The 17,511-nt window shown below is 47.1% G+C and carries 19 protein-coding genes; 6 read left to right on the forward strand and 13 right to left on the reverse strand.

Going from position 1 to position 17,511, the window contains the following annotated elements:
• Positions 1 to 116: 116 nt before the first annotated feature.
• The 10 genes from RDV48_30655 to RDV48_30700 form a co-directional block, all read right to left on the reverse strand.
• Positions 117 to 2,135, reverse strand: a complete 2,019-nt coding sequence (locus RDV48_30655; GenBank protein MDQ7827194.1) for a hypothetical protein — start codon at positions 2,133 to 2,135, stop codon at positions 117 to 119.
• A 229-nt stretch (positions 2,136 to 2,364) separates the two neighbouring features.
• Entirely contained in the window at positions 2,365 to 2,688 is a 324-nt protein-coding gene (locus RDV48_30660; GenBank protein MDQ7827195.1) for a hypothetical protein, read from the reverse strand.
• A 25-nt stretch (positions 2,689 to 2,713) separates the two neighbouring features.
• On the reverse strand, positions 2,714 to 2,995 hold the full coding sequence (locus RDV48_30665; GenBank protein ID MDQ7827196.1) for a hypothetical protein: 282 nt from the start codon (positions 2,993 to 2,995) through the stop codon (positions 2,714 to 2,716).
• Positions 2,996 to 4,556: 1,561 nt separating this feature from the next.
• Positions 4,557 to 4,802, reverse strand: coding sequence for a type II toxin-antitoxin system RelE/ParE family toxin (locus tag RDV48_30670; protein ID MDQ7827197.1), 246 nt, complete (start codon positions 4,800 to 4,802; stop codon positions 4,557 to 4,559).
• Entirely contained in the window at positions 4,799 to 5,059 is a 261-nt protein-coding gene (locus RDV48_30675; GenBank protein MDQ7827198.1) for a hypothetical protein, read from the reverse strand. The genes RDV48_30670 and RDV48_30675 overlap by 4 nt, the downstream gene beginning before the upstream one ends.
• A 552-nt stretch (positions 5,060 to 5,611) precedes the next feature.
• The gene (locus tag RDV48_30680) at positions 5,612 to 6,493 is read right to left on the reverse strand and encodes a DUF1444 family protein (protein ID MDQ7827199.1); all 882 of its coding nucleotides are present in this window, start codon (positions 6,491 to 6,493) and stop codon (positions 5,612 to 5,614) included.
• 153 nt (positions 6,494 to 6,646) lie between these two features.
• Entirely contained in the window at positions 6,647 to 7,330 is a 684-nt protein-coding gene (locus tag RDV48_30685) for a hypothetical protein (GenBank protein ID MDQ7827200.1), read from the reverse strand.
• 186 nt (positions 7,331 to 7,516) lie between these two features.
• Positions 7,517 to 8,359 (reverse strand): DUF4143 domain-containing protein, encoded by an 843-nt coding sequence (locus RDV48_30690; GenBank protein ID MDQ7827201.1) that lies wholly within the window; start codon positions 8,357 to 8,359, stop codon positions 7,517 to 7,519.
• 268 nt (positions 8,360 to 8,627) lie between these two features.
• Positions 8,628 to 9,188, reverse strand: a complete 561-nt coding sequence (locus RDV48_30695) for a hypothetical protein (protein MDQ7827202.1) — start codon at positions 9,186 to 9,188, stop codon at positions 8,628 to 8,630.
• 255 nt (positions 9,189 to 9,443) lie between these two features.
• Positions 9,444 to 9,596 (reverse strand): hypothetical protein, encoded by a 153-nt coding sequence (locus tag RDV48_30700; protein ID MDQ7827203.1) that lies wholly within the window; start codon positions 9,594 to 9,596, stop codon positions 9,444 to 9,446.
• A 179-nt stretch (positions 9,597 to 9,775) separates the two neighbouring features.
• On the opposite strand from RDV48_30700, the gene RDV48_30705 reads away from it, so the two are divergent.
• Complete coding sequence (locus RDV48_30705; protein ID MDQ7827204.1) at positions 9,776 to 10,204, forward strand: ankyrin repeat domain-containing protein; 429 nt, start codon at positions 9,776 to 9,778, stop codon at positions 10,202 to 10,204.
• Here RDV48_30705 and RDV48_30710 read toward each other — a convergent pair.
• Positions 10,176 to 11,222 carry a hypothetical protein gene (locus RDV48_30710; protein MDQ7827205.1) on the reverse strand — a complete coding sequence of 349 codons (1,047 nt, stop codon included), beginning with the start codon at positions 11,220 to 11,222 and terminating at the stop codon, positions 10,176 to 10,178. The two genes, RDV48_30705 and RDV48_30710, sit on opposite strands and share 29 nt — an antisense overlap.
• Positions 11,223 to 11,660: 438 nt before the next feature.
• Between RDV48_30710 and RDV48_30715 the strand changes: the two genes are divergently transcribed.
• The 5 genes from RDV48_30715 to RDV48_30735 all read left to right on the forward strand — a co-directional run bounded on the left by RDV48_30715 (position 11,661) and on the right by RDV48_30735 (position 16,559).
• Positions 11,661 to 12,227: a hypothetical protein gene (locus tag RDV48_30715; protein MDQ7827206.1), complete on the forward strand. Its 567-nt coding sequence runs from the start codon at positions 11,661 to 11,663 to the stop codon at positions 12,225 to 12,227.
• Positions 12,228 to 12,311: 84 nt separating this feature from the next.
• Entirely contained in the window at positions 12,312 to 12,671 is a 360-nt protein-coding gene (locus RDV48_30720) for a VOC family protein (GenBank protein MDQ7827207.1), read from the forward strand.
• A 271-nt stretch (positions 12,672 to 12,942) separates the two neighbouring features.
• On the forward strand, positions 12,943 to 14,046 hold the full coding sequence (locus RDV48_30725; GenBank protein MDQ7827208.1) for a hypothetical protein: 1,104 nt from the start codon (positions 12,943 to 12,945) through the stop codon (positions 14,044 to 14,046).
• A 310-nt stretch (positions 14,047 to 14,356) separates the two neighbouring features.
• Positions 14,357 to 15,580, forward strand: a complete 1,224-nt coding sequence (locus tag RDV48_30730) for a hypothetical protein (protein ID MDQ7827209.1) — start codon at positions 14,357 to 14,359, stop codon at positions 15,578 to 15,580.
• A 118-nt stretch (positions 15,581 to 15,698) separates the two neighbouring features.
• Positions 15,699 to 16,559, forward strand: a complete 861-nt coding sequence (locus RDV48_30735) for a tetratricopeptide repeat protein (GenBank protein ID MDQ7827210.1) — start codon at positions 15,699 to 15,701, stop codon at positions 16,557 to 16,559.
• A gap of 63 nt (positions 16,560 to 16,622) precedes the next feature.
• Here RDV48_30735 and RDV48_30740 read toward each other — a convergent pair whose 3' ends face one another.
• Positions 16,623 to 17,051, reverse strand: a complete 429-nt coding sequence (locus RDV48_30740) for a HigA family addiction module antitoxin (protein ID MDQ7827211.1) — start codon at positions 17,049 to 17,051, stop codon at positions 16,623 to 16,625.
• On the reverse strand, positions 17,011 to 17,217 hold the full coding sequence (locus RDV48_30745) for a type II toxin-antitoxin system RelE/ParE family toxin (protein ID MDQ7827212.1): 207 nt from the start codon (positions 17,215 to 17,217) through the stop codon (positions 17,011 to 17,013). The genes RDV48_30740 and RDV48_30745 overlap by 41 nt, the downstream gene beginning before the upstream one ends.
• Between the last annotated feature and the right edge of the window lie 294 nt (positions 17,218 to 17,511).

The following is a 17,511-nucleotide window of genomic DNA, read 5'->3' on the forward strand; positions in this document are numbered from 1 at the left end:
GAATCCCTGATCGGGATCGTCTGGAATGAGTGATCGAATTGGCTGGAATACACACATGGCCGCCAGTCTGATAATAAGTCACCTCAATTCGGGAGCAGGAAAGATGATCCATGAATTCACTGCTGCTCAAAGCTCCTCACTATTCTGTGCAGCATTTCTTCTGATGTGCTGTCCAATTTTTTTCCGGCTCTTAGAAGCATGGACCCTGTTTCAAACAGCACATCGAATTTTTCATCGCCCCTCCTTATCATTACAGCGATATCAATGGCATTGGCATATTGCCCTGCCTCTGCAAATTTTATGCCAAGATTTCGTAAGGGGCCATTTCCGGCAAATTCCGTTTCTGTTTTGAGACCGTCTATCATCAGGGCAATCTGGGATGCTCTTTCATAAAAACCTTTCTCAATGCATTTCAGTCCGATCTCCTCCAGCGAAAAGGCCTTCTGGTCAACGTTATGGATCTTATCCACCATTTGAATTGACTTTTCAAAGAGACTTGAGTCAGCATAGCACTTCGCTATCCCTCTCAAAGCATAGTCCCTTTGCATCCTGTCCGGAATAACTCTTGCAGTGCTCAAGGCCCTTTCATACTGGCCTGACTCGGCATATGCTGCTGCAATCAGCTTGAGTGCAAAGCATTTGTTATTGTCTCCCTCTATCAACCGGGCTATGCGAGAAGCCTCCTCATAATTTCGTTGTTTTGCCAGGCTTGCTGCAATCCGTGAAAGCGCATGGCTTTTCTCATCGCTCTCCGATATTGATTCTGCAATCTCAAGCGCACGCTTATAATTACCGGAATCCGCATACCGCGAAGCGATATTTCTCAATAAACCGTCTTTGAGATGAAGGTCATCTATCATTTCAGCCACATGGAGGGACTGGTTAAAGCGGCCTGAGCTTGTATAATAAGAGGCAACCGCCGCCAATGCGAGAGATTTCATTTGTGTTTCCGGCATGATCTCAGCAATTTCTAAAACACGGCCGTATTGATCAATTTCCTGAAACTTCAAAGCAATAGAGCCCAGCAGGCTGGCTTTTGCATCGGAGTCATCAATGTTCTGTATTATTGCGAGAGACTGAGAGAGTATCCTGTCTGCTTCATCTCTGCAGCCATTTTTAAGATAGGCAAATGATATGACACTGAGCGCATTGGCCCTGTAAGACTTGTCGTCTATTGTCCCTGCCACCTTGAGGACTTGATCAAATCGGCCCGTGATAAGATATTTCAGAGTCATCTTCATCAGAGTATTGGATCTGCACGTCGTTTTGTCCATTGGATCCCAGAAGCGAAATAAGGGGAGAGCATCAGGACCAGGGATTGACCTGGCAATTTCCACTGCTTGTGAAAATATCACGGCGGACTTGTCTTTATCACCATAGTTGTTGTAATGGATTGCCATATCGGTGAGCATTTTCGCTTTTTCAGCAGGGTCCGCAATGGCCTCGGCGGCATCAAGTGCTTCTGATAAAATCGTCAATGCTTTATCCTTATGGCCCGCTTTCATATATTCAGAGCTTACATTGGAAAGGGTTTGAGCCTTGCAGGAGGCACTCTTTATTTCCAGGATGACATTCAGCGCCTGATAGAATTTTCCCGATTTCGCATAACCTGTCGCCATACTGGACAGTGTACCTTCTCTGAAAGAGGCATCAGATATAAGCCCATAGAGCTCATCTGCTTTCCCATAGAGGCCGGCTTCAATATAGACGTCGGCTATTTCGGCAATACGTTCATCTTTAATTATGGAGTTATCACAGAGTTTTTGATTGATATAGAGCGCGCAGGCGAGAGGACTTTCTTCGGCATCAGCTCTCAGCCTGGCCTGGGGAAGGAACACTTCCTTGAATTGATTGAAAGTATAAGGGCCTACCCTTATTGTGCCATCCTTAAGCTTTATTGCCTGCTCCGAGTCACGATAATCCGAGATAATTAATTCCAGCCGGGAAAGGGAGTGTTCATACATTTCGTATGCCTGCCGATAGCTGGTTTTTTCCTTATCCCTGGCATCGTTGAAAAGTTTTGAAGCCTCCAGCAGGAGCCTCTCGGATTCTGAATTGGAAAAGCATGAACTGTGAATGAGAAGCATAGATGACAACAAAAAGCATACTATGATAAGAAAAGACTTTGTCTTCATTTGATATAGGTTATTGTTACTTCATTTGAGGTCAAGTCACCTCTCCAGATCCCTCCACCCAGAGATTTTATCATTTCCTTGAAGTATTCATACACATGATAATGGGCTCTTATTCTGTAATCACCCTCCTTTTCCAGAATGAACAAATCTTTTTGAGTTCCTTCGCCCTGGCCTCTTATATGGTATTAACCTCTTGTCGTAGCTCTTCTCGTTTTCAGGAAGTCTTTCATCATTTCATAAAATATGCGTCGTCATGGGAGCCGAAGGCAAGAAACTTGATGGTCATGGAGTCTATCTCCGCTTCACAGGTTTCACAGAAAAAAATCCCTTTTTCTTTGAGAGAGAGCTCCTGGCATTCCAGGCAGAGAATGAATATGATTCTGTATTTATCCCTCACGGTGGCTGATCGTAATCCTGTAAGATCCAGTTTTCTTTCACTGGATTTTCCCTGAAGAGATTCACGCGAGTGGAGATAAGGATCATCTAGAATCTTCTCAACCTTGGAAAGAATGTCTTTCTTTATTGAGAGGTATTTTTTAGATTCTTGACCCACCTCCTGGTATATTTTGGCCTGTAGGTCATCGTTCCAGCTCTTTCAACATTTCTTCATGAGTATATTCTCTTCCATTCTCAAGATCTTCTTTTGCGGCCTTGATATCTTCCATGAGGGTAGGATTAAGCAGAATAAGCTCGCTGTCTGAAAGATCTTTTCTTCCCACGTTCCTCAGCCAGTAATTTATTGATTCCCTTATCAGAGACGCCCTGGTAATTCTTTTTTTCTTCTTTCTCGATAGAATGAAAGCAAGCGTGTCAAGCAAGTCCTTCTGGGTTTCTTCGAGAATTATCTCACTTCGCACCATGGTGACCACCTCTCCCCATTATACCACATATACGTATATCCGTAAATAATTGTTATATGAACAAGGTAAGGATCCTTTTAGCCTTATACGAAGCAGTCCATTCTTGCCTGCATTAATCAACTCTCCCGCTTGCTTTCAATCTCCTCCAGCGAACCGCGGATAGCCCGGAACTCGATGAGAATCGCCTCTAAAACCTCACCTTGTTTTCCGGGACTTCGAACCATACGCTCTCTTTCATCGACGCTTCATCCCGTCGCTCGGCGCAACCATCCCCTTTTTCCCTACTGCTGGAGGATGATAATGATGAAACCTATCATTAGAAAATAAGGAAAAATTGAAGCGCGCCCAGAACCAGTTCTCCATATATACTCCCTCCTTTCAATAATAACTTCATCCCTTCGGATCTCAGTTTAGAAATCTATCGCAATTTATCTAAAGGAAGAAAGCCAGGGAATAAATGCCGCGGCCATTATGAATGATATCAGGAGAATTGTGGCAGACTGGACAAAAATGATGAGCACAATGGCTGTGCTCTGATAGGTGGCTTTTGTGAGGCGGCGATAGAACAGGCCAATGATAAAAGTGATACACAGAATGAGAAGGGTGCATTTCAGAGGACTGTCAAGTATAAAGAACAAAAGTCTGGTCTCATAAATTGAGGTAATATTGGATAATGCGAAAAAACGGGCCAGAGAGGCAATGGAGAGGTGAAAAAATATGATGGAAAGCGCCGCCATGAGATATCCGGCAATAATGAGAAGGTGGCTCCATACCGATCCGAAAAGTGGCTGCTGGCCCTGGCCTGGTATAATACTGTTCTCTTCCGTTACATTCTCTGTTGCCTGCCCTATGTGAATCAACTCCTCCCTGAAAAACTCTAATTCAAACCGAATGGGCTGATGAAGCTTGAAAACATGAGGGAAAATATCAAGAGTGCCACAGATTGCGAAGCGAAGAGAAAGGTAATGAGAGTATTAAGGAAATTGTCACTTGAAAGCCGCCATTTGTAGCAGATGTACAAGAGAATTCCCAAAAAGATAGATACAAAATTCAGGATTCTTCCTGAGTGAAGGGTCTTGTTGAGCATCGGCTATGGTGACGAGAGGTCATCTCTGGATAAATTGCGGCACTGTGCTCTCACCCCCATAGACCTCCCTGGACCTGTTATCCAAAAGAGACAGAGAATCATCATATGCAGAGCAGAAATGGTGCGATGAAAGAGACAGGATGGTTATGATGTAGCCCTAATTTTATTCATTATACCACAGGCAGGGTGATTTTTCAATGTGAAAGCTCCTGGCTGAGATAATTAATTCTTGCCCCCGCGACAATCATAATTTGAACGGCCTGCTCAGTCTCTGGAACTTTATTGCTAAACAGATCATTTGTCCAGTCTCTCAGGGTCTCAGTATAACTCTACCCCACTTTATCTTCATTATCAATCCCCCCGGCAAGCTCTGAAGGTGCAGATTCCTTCCATTAAGAATATGCTGACTCCTGCCGGGGAAAACAAAGAGGAGCGGTCACTGCCGCTCCTGTGGTATGCCATAAGATGCTCCTCTCAGCGATATACTTCTCTGCGGTGCTTTACTTTCAATATTGTGGCCGTTGCTCTGGAGGCGTCAAGAGTCAATACAATACGGTATTCTCCCACTCTTACTTTCCAGCGGGGCGGGGGCTCTGCCAGTTTCTCCAGCCTGGCATTACCAGAAGCGATATTCACAAGCTCCTTCTGCACCCGCTTCTTTACCAGGGGAGCCAGGGCATTTATATCTTTCTGCGCCGGACCTGTCAGAATTACATTCATCGCGCTTGCTCTTTCAGGAATGCCTCCAGCGTCATCACATTACCCGTTCTTGCTGCCTCTTCTGACTCTTTCAGTTCTTCAACGAATTCAGGCCTCAGGAGGCTTTCATCTTCCATCGGCTCAAGAAGGGTATAATCCTCCCGCCTTTCAGCATCAGTGATGAGAAGCTCAAGAATATCAGCCACAAGCGGTATTTTCTCTTCGGGCACCCTGTTTATTATTGCTGCCAGTTCATTCCTTGTTCTCACCTTTTTCATGACCCATTACCTCCCGGCTTTATCCCCAGTCATTATCCCCGCCCAGCTCCCCCGGTAAGCCCTGCCGAGGGCCGATCACTTCCAGGGAGAGTCTGCACAGTCCTGCCTTGATTATACCACAAAGACAGAGGAGCGGTCACTGCCGCTCCTCTGTCTGTTGCACCACTGAACTGAATCAGGAATTGAATTGAGGGCTCTCATCCTTTTCAGCGCTTTTCGCCGGGAAATTTCTTGTATAATTTCTTGGGAGGGCAGGGGGAGCCTGGATCTCGCTTCCTATTAATTCCTCCCTGGACCAGTTATCTAAAAGAGACAGAATCACCATATGCAGGGCAGAAATGGTGCGATAAAAGTGACAGGATGGTTATGATATAGCCGTAATTTCATTCATTATAGCACAGACAGGGTGATTTTTCAACGTGAGAGTCCCTGACTGAGATAATTAATTCTTGCCCCCGCAACAATCAGAATGTGATCCGCCTGTACAGTCTCTGGAACTTTATTTCTAAACAGATCGTCTGTCCGGTCTCTCAGGGTCTCAGTATACAACCCTTATTTCAACTCAAATCCCTTTTTGGTGACAAGGATCGGCTTATTCAACAGGGGCTCTCCATCTGCCAATCGTGCTAGTTTCTGTAATCTACTCCAGTCGCCATTATCTGGCAGTGGAGCAAGGGTAAGAATGTTGCTGTCTGGAACCAGGGCAGCCACTGATTCCCCATCCATAAGATACTCCGGGACAAGAAGAAGCCGAGTTGCATCATAGCCATCCATTATCTTTATAGAACTATAAGTCTTTTTCTCAACAGCATTACGGACAGTCTCTCCGGGGAAGTGCATGTGGAGATTTTTCATGGCAACCGGGTAGAGCTGCTCTTCTGGAAACTTTATTTTTTTCAGGACTTCCTTGTCGATATAACTCATATGGTTGCTGTAATCAATTACAAAAACGATGAAAAGTCCTGTGCTGTCAAACTTCCGGTTTATGATCCCCTTTCCTTTCTCACCTAACCCCTGCATGCTTTCAAGTTTATCCTGAGTGATCAGGAGCGGGAATATCCTCATCCTGTAGTGCTCGGGGTTATCCGAGAGAGGCCAATTGGATTCCTTGAGAATCTGCACGAATTCGCCATATATCTCCTCGCGGTCTTTAATACTCTGTGATTCTGACTCGGATATCCTCTTGTGAAGCTTGAGAAGTGAGAGTCTTGTTTTCTTCTCCTCTGGGTTCCCGGGGAACTGAATCTGAAGGACTGAATCGCTCTCAGCGACAACGTTGATACCTGGTATTTCCTTTTCCAGGTAAGCAACGAAATCTCTGCACACTTTTGCATGAAAGGATTTCTTTTCCAATACGCTCAATGCCGGGACAAGCAATGCAACGAGTGCAGCCCCCACAATCCAAAAACGATAATTCTTTTTCTTCGTGTTCATGTTTCTCTGAACTCATCACCATGGTATCAGATAAAGTGTGACATTTCAAGAAAGGTATTCAAAAACGCGAGAACCCGCTGAAAAACATAGACTGTCCCCTATGTTCAGTTAAATTTCAGAAAAGGGTGCTCAAGGGGGTGAATTGTGAATTTATTACGGCACATTATCGACTTGCCTTCGCTTGCTGCATTTGTAATAATGACCAAGAAAACTCATCAGAAAACCGAACAACAAAAAAGGAAGAAATATGAAGATATTTCCATATCCTTTGAAACCACCAGTCACGCCCTGGTTCAAACAAAAGATATATACAGGCAGACATGCCACTAATATATTGGATATGAGGGATACGCCCATAACAAAGCCATTTTCCATGCCAACCACAAATACAAAGCCATAAATAAGTATGATCAGCAAAAATTGAATCAAATGACCCTGAATTCTCATATGTTCAAGAAATGAACTCCACCAGAATGGCTTGGGGTCAAGAAAATATTGTTGAAGGCAGATCCAGCCGGCAGATGCAAAAAATACCATTTTCAGGCTCTTTTTGAGGGAATACTTATGTAATTTAATCAGAGTCATCGTATATGACAGCATAAGAACGAAAACAAGGGAAAGCGCGATGGATGCCTGGGAAGGATTGAGTAAAACTATAAGCGCAGCCATAAAAAAAGGCAAAACCGCCACTGCGAGAGCAGGCATAACATCGGTGCAGTATTGATTTCTATCCCCCATATGCCTGCAAAATTTCCAGTCAAGGGAAAAGACTCCTGCTTCTAGAAGGATCATTTTGAAACAGTGAGCATGGTGCCAAGGAATAATGAAAATGCCCACAAGGGCTTTCACGGATGGATATAAGAAGAGGAAGAGTGCCTCGCTGTATTATGATCTCATATCCTATGGAGCTGATGGAGTGAAAAGTGATGATGATTTCGTGTGCCACTCTATGCCTCCGCTCATATCCCGGCTCCATGGCAGAACCAGTCAGCAGCAAACCGTGAAAAAAATCCAAAGATACCTTCAGTCATGCGTTTGAGCATATGAAGTGAAATCGCCGTTCCAGAGCCTGAGCAGAAAGTCTTTCCAGGGAAGAATATGGATCCCGTCAACAGTTCTCGGCCTCTCGTCCAGGCATGCCGCCACGTAATGCTTTATCATATTCTCTTCCTTCAGCGCATGCATGCCGCGGAGATCTCTGGGGGAGACATTCTGTTTCGCCTTGACTTCTATCGCGACTGCATCGTCAATGATGAAGTCAACCTCATATCCTGATTTTGATCGCCAGTAAGTGAGCTCACCCGTGCCTTTATAATCCAGGAAAGTTTTTACCTCGTGGGCCATGAAGGTCTCAAAGGCCTGCCCGAATTCCGGCGACTTATCCCTTATTTCCGGGCGGTTCTGAAGGTAGCGCACCACACCGGCGTCAAAGAAATAAAACTTCGAGGTGGTGATGGCTTTTCTCTTCCTGCTCCTTTTCCAGGCGGGAATGTCAAATCCGATCAGCGTATCGCGAAGAATATGAAAATATTCCTGAACGGTGCTCGAGGGAACCTGGGCATCATTTGAAATATTGGCATAGTTGATCATCAGGCCGTTGCACAGGGCGGCTGTCTGGAGAAACCTGCTGAAGGCCGGTATGTTGCGCGCGAGGCCCTCCGCCGCTATCTCTTCCCTCAGGTAATCACCTGAATATGCCTTCAGATCCTCTTCAGGCGAGTCGGAAAAATATATGGAGGGAACCAGGCCGCGGTTATGGGCTTTCAGAAGTTTGAAGCGATCCTTCAGCTCAAGATAAATGAAAGGATGCAGGTACCTTGACCGGGCTCTCCCTGAAAATTCACCATCTATTCCGGTGATTATCATAACAATCAACAGAGCTTTTGTCAGCTGTCACCATTCCATTGGGTACCGCGTGGCCTTGACGGGCACCTCCTGCTCATATGGCTCAACCCGAACCGGGCTCGAGAAAACCGCGCCGGTCAAGGCATCAATGCCTGCAGAACCTCCGTCGAGAGGGTAGAGTTTCGTGATACTGATTCAAAATTATAATGGCGGGCTGTTTTCTTCAATCAAGTATATCCATCTGACATTATAAAGGCATTGGCTGCAATTGTTCTGCGGCATCATGGGCCTATGCAGAGATATTGTGAGTGTCCCACCAGGAGATGCGGGTGTCTTCTTCTCCCACCATATTTACAAGCCATGTGCGGATATAGTCACTATCCAGCGAATTGCCCTGAATTTCAACGATTTGCTCAATATCCGCCTGGTCTTTCAGGCGGTAATAGAGAAGCTTGAATATGATAAGATCTTCAGCGGACCAGATCCATATGAGCCGGCCTTCCAGGGGAACCTGCCTGCGGCGCGCCCTGGCGCTTTCGTAAAGCTCAATATCAGGAAGAAAAATATCCAGCCTCATTCCATGACAGAATACTCTGAATGCCCCCCGCTCTTCTGCATGTCGCCTGGCTTCAACAGCGTCAAATATGCAGCTCATGGCATCAAGAATCGCGACAAGCTGATCCATTTCGTCGATTTTTATAAATACAGTGACATCAACATCGATGGTGCCCCGGGGGATCCCCCAATAGCCTAGAGCAATGGCGCCGCCGACTGCATATTCCATTTCTTTTTTCTGAAGAAATTCAATAAACAGAAGGGCAAGCTCGACAGGGTCACGAGGTTCTCTCACTGTTACCACCACATCTCAAGCGTGACCAGATTGGCTCCAATGATTGGACTGGAGGCTGCTGATACCTGAAGACAGCTTCTGAATCGGCTCGAGAGCGGGCGATCTTTGCGGCCGATGCGCAGGCCATCTTTAAAATCTTCGCTCTCTCCTCGAGTGTAAGATTGAGATACATCTTTGTTTCATCTTCAAGCCGATATCTCATCACGCTGATTTTCTTTTTCATGACACAAGTCTATCACAGGCGGTATTTTTTAGTCAATAGAATCCGTGGAGAAGGGCCGCATTGTGGAAGACCTTCTCGGTGGTAAGATAGTCGGCGAGAAGGGAGGCAAGGAATCTTTCTTCCCAAGAAGCGGCAGTGTTCCAGAGGTTATGGAGCTCTTCGGGGAGGAAGAACCGGATGGCCACGGAGCGCCTTCAGGGACGGGCATATTTTCCTCCACGAGAGATTTGCCTGCCCCGGCCTTCTGATACCATGAGCCCGTCCTGATGCTCTGCTGTACCTCTTCGGGAAGCTCGGCGAACCGCTCATCGCTGAGGTAGCGGAAGCCCGGGAGGAGCCTGTACTTCTGGAGCACAAGGCAGTCATTTGCGGGCACTCGCAGAGTCACAAGGAAATAATAGATTTATTGATATCCAGTGGAGCAAAGATAGATTCCTGTCACGTTGAAGGATATACCCCTCTTCACTGGGCGGCTTTGAGAGGGCGAGTGGATATGGCTGAACTTCTCATAACCATGGGCGCAGAGCCAAATGCAAAAAGTAATCAGGGATGGACTCCACTTCACAGGGCCCTCGGTTCTGGCCCGGTGAGATATGAAATGCTTCAATTTTTCCTGTCAAAAGGCGCTGATATCAATATGAAAGCCGACAATGGATGGACTATCCTGAAGATGGCAAAAGCAATGGGCTTGAGCTTTTCTATTCCCTTCCCGGGACTATCACAATGCACACGCGCCAGGCGAGTCCTGATATTGCCTGTGAGCGTCAAGCGCCTTTCCCGAAGAGCCCGCTGAAAAATCCCCCGATGGCATCTCCGATCCCTTTGATCACTGAGCCGATGGCGTTTGCGATGGCGTTTGCGATGCCGCCCACGAAGTCGCCGATTCCCTCGGCAATGTTCCCCAGGGGAGACTTTTTCTGCTCGTCTGGCAGGGCCGGGTCCTTCGCATCATTAAGGACCTGCTCCACCACTTTGTAAAGCTCGGGATCTTTCTCAAGGAGCTCTTGCTTCGTGAGATCGTTGTACTGGTAATGGGCTATGCCCTCGGCGAGGTATTCATGGGGTCCGAAGATGCTGCGGTCTGCGTACTGCTCCCACTGGGTGTCAGGGTTGTCCTTGATCCTCTCGGTGTAATTCCTCCAGAGTCCCTGGAGCTCGCCGTTTTCAGAGGATTCATAATAGCGCTTGTTCGGGTTCAGCCCGTCGGGCGCGAGCATGTCATCAACGGCATGGCCCACTTCATGGCGGGTGTTCTTCACCGTTCTTCCCTGGATGCCCTCCTGGTGATTGAATTCGCCCTGGTTCAGGTAAATGGTTTTCTCGCCGCGCATGTAGCCACCGCCAATGGAGCCACCCTCCACGTTTGACTGCCAGCTCATGCCGCCCGTAGAATTGGGATTGTTCGGGTCCACAAGGAGTATCTTCAGCTTCGAGCTCTCGAGATTAGAAAGGACATCGACGCCGTAGCCGCTCAGTGCCCTCGCAAGGTTGAGGCGCTCCGTATCGCTCAGGGTGTTGATGTCTCCGTTCCCGTCCCTTGAGCGCGCAATGTCATCGACAATCTGCAGGTAGGGGGTGAGGTCCCTCTCTTCGTCAAAACGGGTGGTATACTCAGCGGGAATTTCCTGCCGGGGCTTCGAGCCCTTCTCTTCCTCCTCAAGCTCCTCGAGGTCTTCCGTCCCCGTGAACAGGTCCTTCTGCTCATTCTCCCCGGCGACCTTCACCCCGGAAGGCTTTGAAGAATTCACATAGGCCCCGCCCGCCAGGCCGAGTCTCTGGATCACCTGGAGCGTCTGTCCCCCGATCTCCATGTACACACCCCCTGCAAAGAAATGCTCTTCCCCTTCCCAGGTGATTTATCACGCATGGAGCCTTTTCATGAAAGAATAATTTGTAAAATCTGTATTAATTTTCTCTTAACTTCATGTGAAATGAAAGTAAATAAATTGGCATAAATTCAAGCAACGGCAGGGTTTTTGTAAAAATTCTGTTAACCAGGATAAAAACCTGTAAAAAAAGGGAGATTATCCAGAACAGAATACAATAATTTTCCTGAAAAGCCCAACACCTCGAATATCCCACGCAATAAACATTCCCGCAGGCGCACTTTGAAAAGAGCTTTTATCAGAATCCGGGCACTGCCTCTCGGTTGCCCACTCCATTAGTCTATATCCGACAGGTATATCGCCAAAATGTGGAAGAGACTCAGTACCTGTCACAAATTCCTGCCGGACAGGAGTAGGCAGGTATTGGAGCGCCTGCTGTGTTATGAGGATGTATTCATTGCTGGGTATGGAATTCTTCAACAGTCGATGAGCCACTATGACACTGCCGCCGACAAGCTTCACAAACGGGCCGATTTGATTCACGCCAAATTCTCCATAATGAATGACGAATTTGAAAGAGAGCTTATCGATATTTCTGCACGCTCCGCAGTGACACCCTTTGCCCTCAGTATCCATAGCGGACTTCATGGCCATCATATTCTCACGGGTGCGATGGAAAGCGAGTCCATAGGCTCTTATCTGATTGAGTGTAGCCTCGAGCAGACGCTCAGGATTATTCGGGTGCACACAGTATGCGAATATCGCGTCTCCTTCGATTTCATTCACCATGAAGTGTTCGCCGGTGGCGGCAAAGATCGCGTCAAATATCTGCTGGAGAATGAACCGTGCATGGGTGAGCTCGGTTTCAGTCAGGAGATTGGTATATCCAGAGATATCACCCAGTATGATTACCCCTTGTTGCGTGGTGCCCACGAGTGCCTCTTGACGTTCAAAATGCGCATGCCATCATCCTGGCAGGCGTATCTGTGAGGCCGGGTGCACCGGGGCTCCTAAAAAGGTTTTCCCCCCTGTGGATAGAGAAATCTTCAGGAGCATAAAGGCTAGGAGGGGAACATGCACCATATAATCTGTCATTTTGAGATTCCTGTCAATGATGTGGAGAAGATGAAAAGCTTTTACGGTGACCTGTTCGGCTGGAAATTCACCGCGTCAGCGGAGCTGGGCGATTATATCATGATCGACACGGGAGGTCAGCCCGGTGGGGGCATGATGAAGAAACCCATGCCGGAGGCAATGCCGGTAAACTACATTCTCGTGGAGAGCGTGGCGGACTACTCGGAGAAAATAACGAAGCGGGGGGGCCAGATAATCGTTTCCAGGGCCCCCATACCAGGCATGGGATATTATGCCATAGGCCTCGATCCCGAGGGAAATACAGTGGGACTCTTTGAAAACAACCCCGCTGCACAGTAGAGAATGGCTCCATGGACCTGTCGCACTTCCAAATAGAAGCGAACGCACACTCTGCGGCGGTTATCTCATCAATATATGCAGGAAATGAAGTGATAAAGAGACTCTGATGAATACAAATGCTGCGATGTTGCGCGCCATACTGGGAAATGCTCGCCACGCCTGGCGGAGGGCAATATTTCATCGGTGATGAGCCGGAGATCAATGCTCTTAATGGAAGAAACTGGATCGGGATATGAAATCTCATGGAACAGGATCTGCAGGACAGCCCTTGATGAAATTCCCTGGCACCATGGTGAAAGTCATGGTGCTCCTCTGGGCCCTTTTATTCTCTCGTCCCTCCCATGCCGGTGAGGGTAAAGTGGTGGTCTTCATCAGGCCCGGGTTGTTCAGGCAATTGAGCATTGAGCTCTCCGTGTACAAAAAGGATCTCCGCCTCGAAGGCTACGAAGTGGACATAAGGGCGGAAGACTGGCACTCATCGCGGCAGATGAAAGAGGTCCTCCTTGGAGAGCAGAACAATAATCTCAAGGGATGCATTCTGATAGGAGACCTCCCCATCCCCTCCCTGCTGAGAAAGGGTATGGATTCCCGTCCTTGCCCGCTTTATCTGATGGATCTCGACGGCCCATGGGCGCTCGCTGAAAATGGCACCGATATTGAGAAAACTCCCGAGTGGCCCCAAGGTGGGCCTGAAATATGGGCCGGCTTCATTGTCCCTAATCTTTCAACGGCGCTTGCAGGGAGAAAAAAATCCCATGAGCTGATTAAGGAATATTTCGATAAAGTCCATAGTTACCGGAGAGGAGTATATAAGAAAAGGCAGGGCGCTCTCTCCTTTGTCGATGATCCCTGGAAAGCCAATTCCACCATGGGACTGGAAGCACTATACGGAGAGAATGTCACGGTGATCAACGGTAAGGAGGACTCAACGGCGCCCCGTTTGAAAAAGGAGCTGGCGAAAGCATATGAATTTGTTCAGATTGTCTCTCACAACCAGGGAGTGGATGGCATCGGCGTATTGAACAGGGGCCGCTGCGAAGTAATCAAGACCGGGGATTTCCCGCAGATCAAGCCGCGGGCTCTTTTCTACAATATGGGGGAGTGCAGCACATGCTGCTACACCACTGAGAATTACCTGGGAGGCTGGTTCCTTTTCGGCCCATGCGACGGGCTTGAAGTATTCGGCTCCACCATGCCCGGCCTTATCAATTCCATAAGCGTCATATATCAGCACCTGGGTAAGGGGGAGTCATTCGGCGAGGCCTATAAAGCCATGCTCCTCTTCGAGATGCCGCAGGATGCAAAGAAGACAAAGAGGAAATGGTATCTCGGATCGATCCTGCTCGGTGATCCCATGCTCACGGTAAGAAAATAGCCTGCCCCATGAGGGGATGGAATGCTGCCTATGGAATGAGTAAAGGGCTGATAAAACCGGTCTCGGGGGAGTGAGGCACGCCATGGAAAAGTACCAGATTTGCGAAATGGGAAGAATGATCGTGGTCTTCTGGGGATATAAATGTGGCACCTACCAGCTCTTATCAAAATGACGACGAAAGCAATCTCATCATTAGATTTCAAGGCAATTCATCCAATTTGAGCGGAATTATTCAGCCCTTTATTACAGATGCTCTGTAAAAAGTAGGATAGTATAGATGGCACATAATCTTTTTGATGTCAGGTGAGCAATGCATTCTGTAATTGTTATTTTCATTATTATGGCGACAATAGGGGCAATGGGAACGCTGATTATTATGATTCTCACCCCTCTCATGCGTTACTTAAAAGAACAATGCAAGCTCAAAGAATGGGCACTGAAATTGATAATGGTGCCCTTTGCTGCCATGATTATGTGTTTGGCTGCCTTCATTGCATCAATTATGATTACCATGCCCGAGAACTGGATACCGATCCATCTGCAACTGATAGTGCTCTTCCTATTGACTATCCTCATGTTCCGCTTCAGACATTCTGACGATGAGAATAAATCGGTATCATACCAGTTTGAAAAGCAGCATGCAATGTTCCTTATCACCTCACACATGCCGGCAATCCCCGGGAAGCTCAATAAACTGCAGCAGCGAAGGCCTTTGAGAGACGATGCTGCAATGCCTGTGAAATATGAGCTGTATATGAAGTTCTATTCATTGTTGGATCTCAGCACCGAGGAGAAAGCAAGGGATTTTTTCCATCTTCTGATTGAACAGGGGGAAATTTTTGTTCCGGATAGGGTTTTTCACCCCTGGCGAACGCGGCTCACAGGCGCATGCTTTGAGGGGAATAATCTTGACGATGCAATTCGCATATGGGTAAATAAGAGAAAAAATCCGAATTTTATCTGTCACACCATCAATATGTGGAAAGAGAAGCCTTTTCGTATATTCATCATAGTGTGCTGGAACAGGGGAGCTCATGCATTGTTCAATGAAATTGCCTTTTGGATAGGATCTGAGTATCTCTCAACGGGCTATGGCACAGAACCGCTGCTGCGCATTGGAGAAAGCCTGTTCGATTATACGGGCGGACTTTATGGATTCATAACCCGTTATGATGCTGAAGAATCTCACTTTCAACGGGAAAGACTCAATGAGCACCTGCCCGGCATTTTCTGGGCGCAATTCCTGGGGCCTCTTTATATTGACTTCTTTGGAGAAGAAAGAATTAAAAGCGCCCCATGCTATGACAGAAAAACATTGACAAATGGTGGCGTGTTCCTGCAGACGGCTCAATTTCCGACAGGGCAGGAGGCTCCTGAGGACAGAGAGTCGGAAAAGATCCTTAAAGACTTCCTTAACCACGATGCATTCCAAGATATCTCTGAAGCATCAGTTGCCGTAGCTCGCAAGCACCAGATCAAGAAGAACGTACCCCTTTTTGATTTCAGTGGAGTGAGAAATGGGTCGAAAAAATGATATGCAATGGCTCAGTAACAGCGTCGCGGACCTGCTATGAGCTTTCACTGACTTTTGGTGTGCTCGGCCTGATTTGTTTCTCTTGTTTGGATTTGACCAGATTTATGGTATAATTCTCTTGGCAACTGAAATACGATGGAGCATACTAATTGCAATGAAATGCTTTTTTCATGAAGAAAAGGAAGCCGTAGGCGTCTGCAAAAGCTGCCAAAGGGGGCTCTGCAAGGAATGCGCAGTTGAGGTTGAAAAGGGGATTGCATGCAAGAATCAGTGCGAAGATGATGTAAAAGACATAAATATGATTTCCGAATATTCGCTCAGGATGGTCAAGGCAGGAGCCGTGGCAGGCTCCATAGGTAGAGTGGGACTTGTTTATACATTGCTCGGATCAATTGTTGCGCTTGGCGGCTTATTTCTCATATTTGTGTTATCACAACCGATATCCGGGCTGACTGCATTCTTGTTTGGGATCTTATTGACTGCATTCGGGGTGCGATCACTCCAGGAGGCAAAAAAAGTTAAAGGTTCCAGTGAGCAAAAAGCTCCAATGAAGAAATCCGTCAGGACTTTATTGATAACATTGGCTCTTCTGGCAGCGTTTGGCATTGCTTCAGTTCCGATAAGAACTGCATATAAGTGGTATGTGGTTCTTCCCCGTCAGCAGAAGCAAATCATGAACGGATATCGGCTTCTCCAGCAAGAAAGATTTGACGAAGCTCTCTCAACATTTGATCTGATGCTGAAAAAGGATCCCGAAGATATATCGGCCATTATGGGGAAAGCAGCCGTGTATACGAAAAAGAAAGAATATGACAAAGCCCTTGCAATCTATGATAAGCTTCTGAAGAATAATCCCAGTTATGAATTCATCCTGGATGCTAAGGCAGCACTCCTGCAGATGCAGGGTAAAGATGATGAGGCTCTCGCTCTTTATGACAAGGCGCTGGCAGAGCATCCGGAATCCTGTAATCTTATGTAGACAAAATGACGTGAGGCAAGGCATATGTGGCCTGTGGGTTATGGGCCAAAAAGGGTTGGACGTTTATGAAACCTTTTTATCTTTTGTCGGGCTGGATTTGATAGTGAGGCGAACCGGCACCAACCGACCTATATCTTCGGCGTTCTTCCCGCGCTTGGCATGCCACAAGTCCCAATCAAGCTGTAATCTCAGCCAGAAATCTGCGGACATCCCCAGAACGCGCTCCAGGCGGAGTGCGGTATCAGGCGTTACCCCCCGCTTGCCGCGAATAATCTCATTCAAACGTGGAAAAGACACGCCAAGATGCCTGGCAAACTCAGACTGAGTTATGTCCAAAGGTTTCAAGAACTCCTCCAGAAGCATTTCGCCAGGATGTGTTGGCGCCCTGAGGCCTGGCAGACGCCTTGCAGTCAACTGTGTATAGTCACTGCATCCCGCTTTACCTTTAAGGCTAGTGGTAGTCTGTGATCTCAACTTCATATGCGTCTCCATCCTTCCATCGGAAACAGATTCGATACTGTTCGTTCACACGAATACTGTGTTGCCCATGTCTATCACCCTTCAGCGCCTCCAGTTGATTGCCAGGAGGCACTGCGAGCTCCCGCAATTCTCTTAAGCAGTTTATCTGGTCCAATTTCCTGCGGACAACTGCCCACAATGACTACGGACATGTCTGCCTCGCCGCCTTTGTGTCAATGCCATCAAATATATCGTCATTACTGCGATTGAAAAATGAGCTTATCACATATAATATTATATCAAATAATATCATAAATGACAATGTGTACATTGACTCTTCATTGTTTATCACATATAATAGATGTAGGATAATCGACCTACAAGGAGTTTGATTTCATGAAATATGCCACTGTCAGGGACTTCAGGATCAATGCCTCGAAAGTCATGAAAGAGGCTGAAGATGAAGAAATCGTCGTCACGAGAAGAGGTAAGC

The organism is Candidatus Eremiobacterota bacterium (genome assembly GCA_031082125.1).
Taxonomy (GTDB): domain Bacteria; phylum Vulcanimicrobiota; class CADAWZ01; order CADAWZ01; family Ess09-12; genus Ess09-12.

What these genes read in the sequence shown, in the direction of transcription:
- RDV48_30680 (MDQ7827199.1), bottom strand. Translation starts at nt 6,493, where the DNA reads ATGAACACGAAGAAAAAGAATTATCGTTTTTGGATTGTGGGGGCTGCA.
- RDV48_30730 (MDQ7827209.1), top strand. Translation starts at nt 14,357, where the DNA reads ATGCATTCTGTAATTGTTATTTTCATTATTATGGCGACAATAGGGGCA.
- RDV48_30670 (MDQ7827197.1), bottom strand. Translation starts at nt 4,802, where the DNA reads ATGAATGTAATTCTGACAGGTCCGGCGCAGAAAGATATAAATGCCCTG.
- RDV48_30710 (MDQ7827205.1), bottom strand. Translation starts at nt 11,222, where the DNA reads ATGGAGATCGGGGGACAGACGCTCCAGGTGATCCAGAGACTCGGCCTG.
- RDV48_30665 (MDQ7827196.1), bottom strand. Translation starts at nt 2,995, where the DNA reads ATGGTGCGAAGTGAGATAATTCTCGAAGAAACCCAGAAGGACTTGCTT.
- RDV48_30720 (MDQ7827207.1), top strand. Translation starts at nt 12,312, where the DNA reads ATGCACCATATAATCTGTCATTTTGAGATTCCTGTCAATGATGTGGAG.
- RDV48_30690 (MDQ7827201.1), bottom strand. Translation starts at nt 8,359, where the DNA reads ATGATAATCACCGGAATAGATGGTGAATTTTCAGGGAGAGCCCGGTCA.
- RDV48_30725 (MDQ7827208.1), top strand. Translation starts at nt 12,943, where the DNA reads ATGAAATTCCCTGGCACCATGGTGAAAGTCATGGTGCTCCTCTGGGCC.
- RDV48_30740 (MDQ7827211.1), bottom strand. Translation starts at nt 17,051, where the DNA reads ATGGAGACGCATATGAAGTTGAGATCACAGACTACCACTAGCCTTAAA.
- RDV48_30675 (MDQ7827198.1), bottom strand. Translation starts at nt 5,059, where the DNA reads ATGAAAAAGGTGAGAACAAGGAATGAACTGGCAGCAATAATAAACAGG.
- RDV48_30655 (MDQ7827194.1), bottom strand. Translation starts at nt 2,135, where the DNA reads ATGAAGACAAAGTCTTTTCTTATCATAGTATGCTTTTTGTTGTCATCT.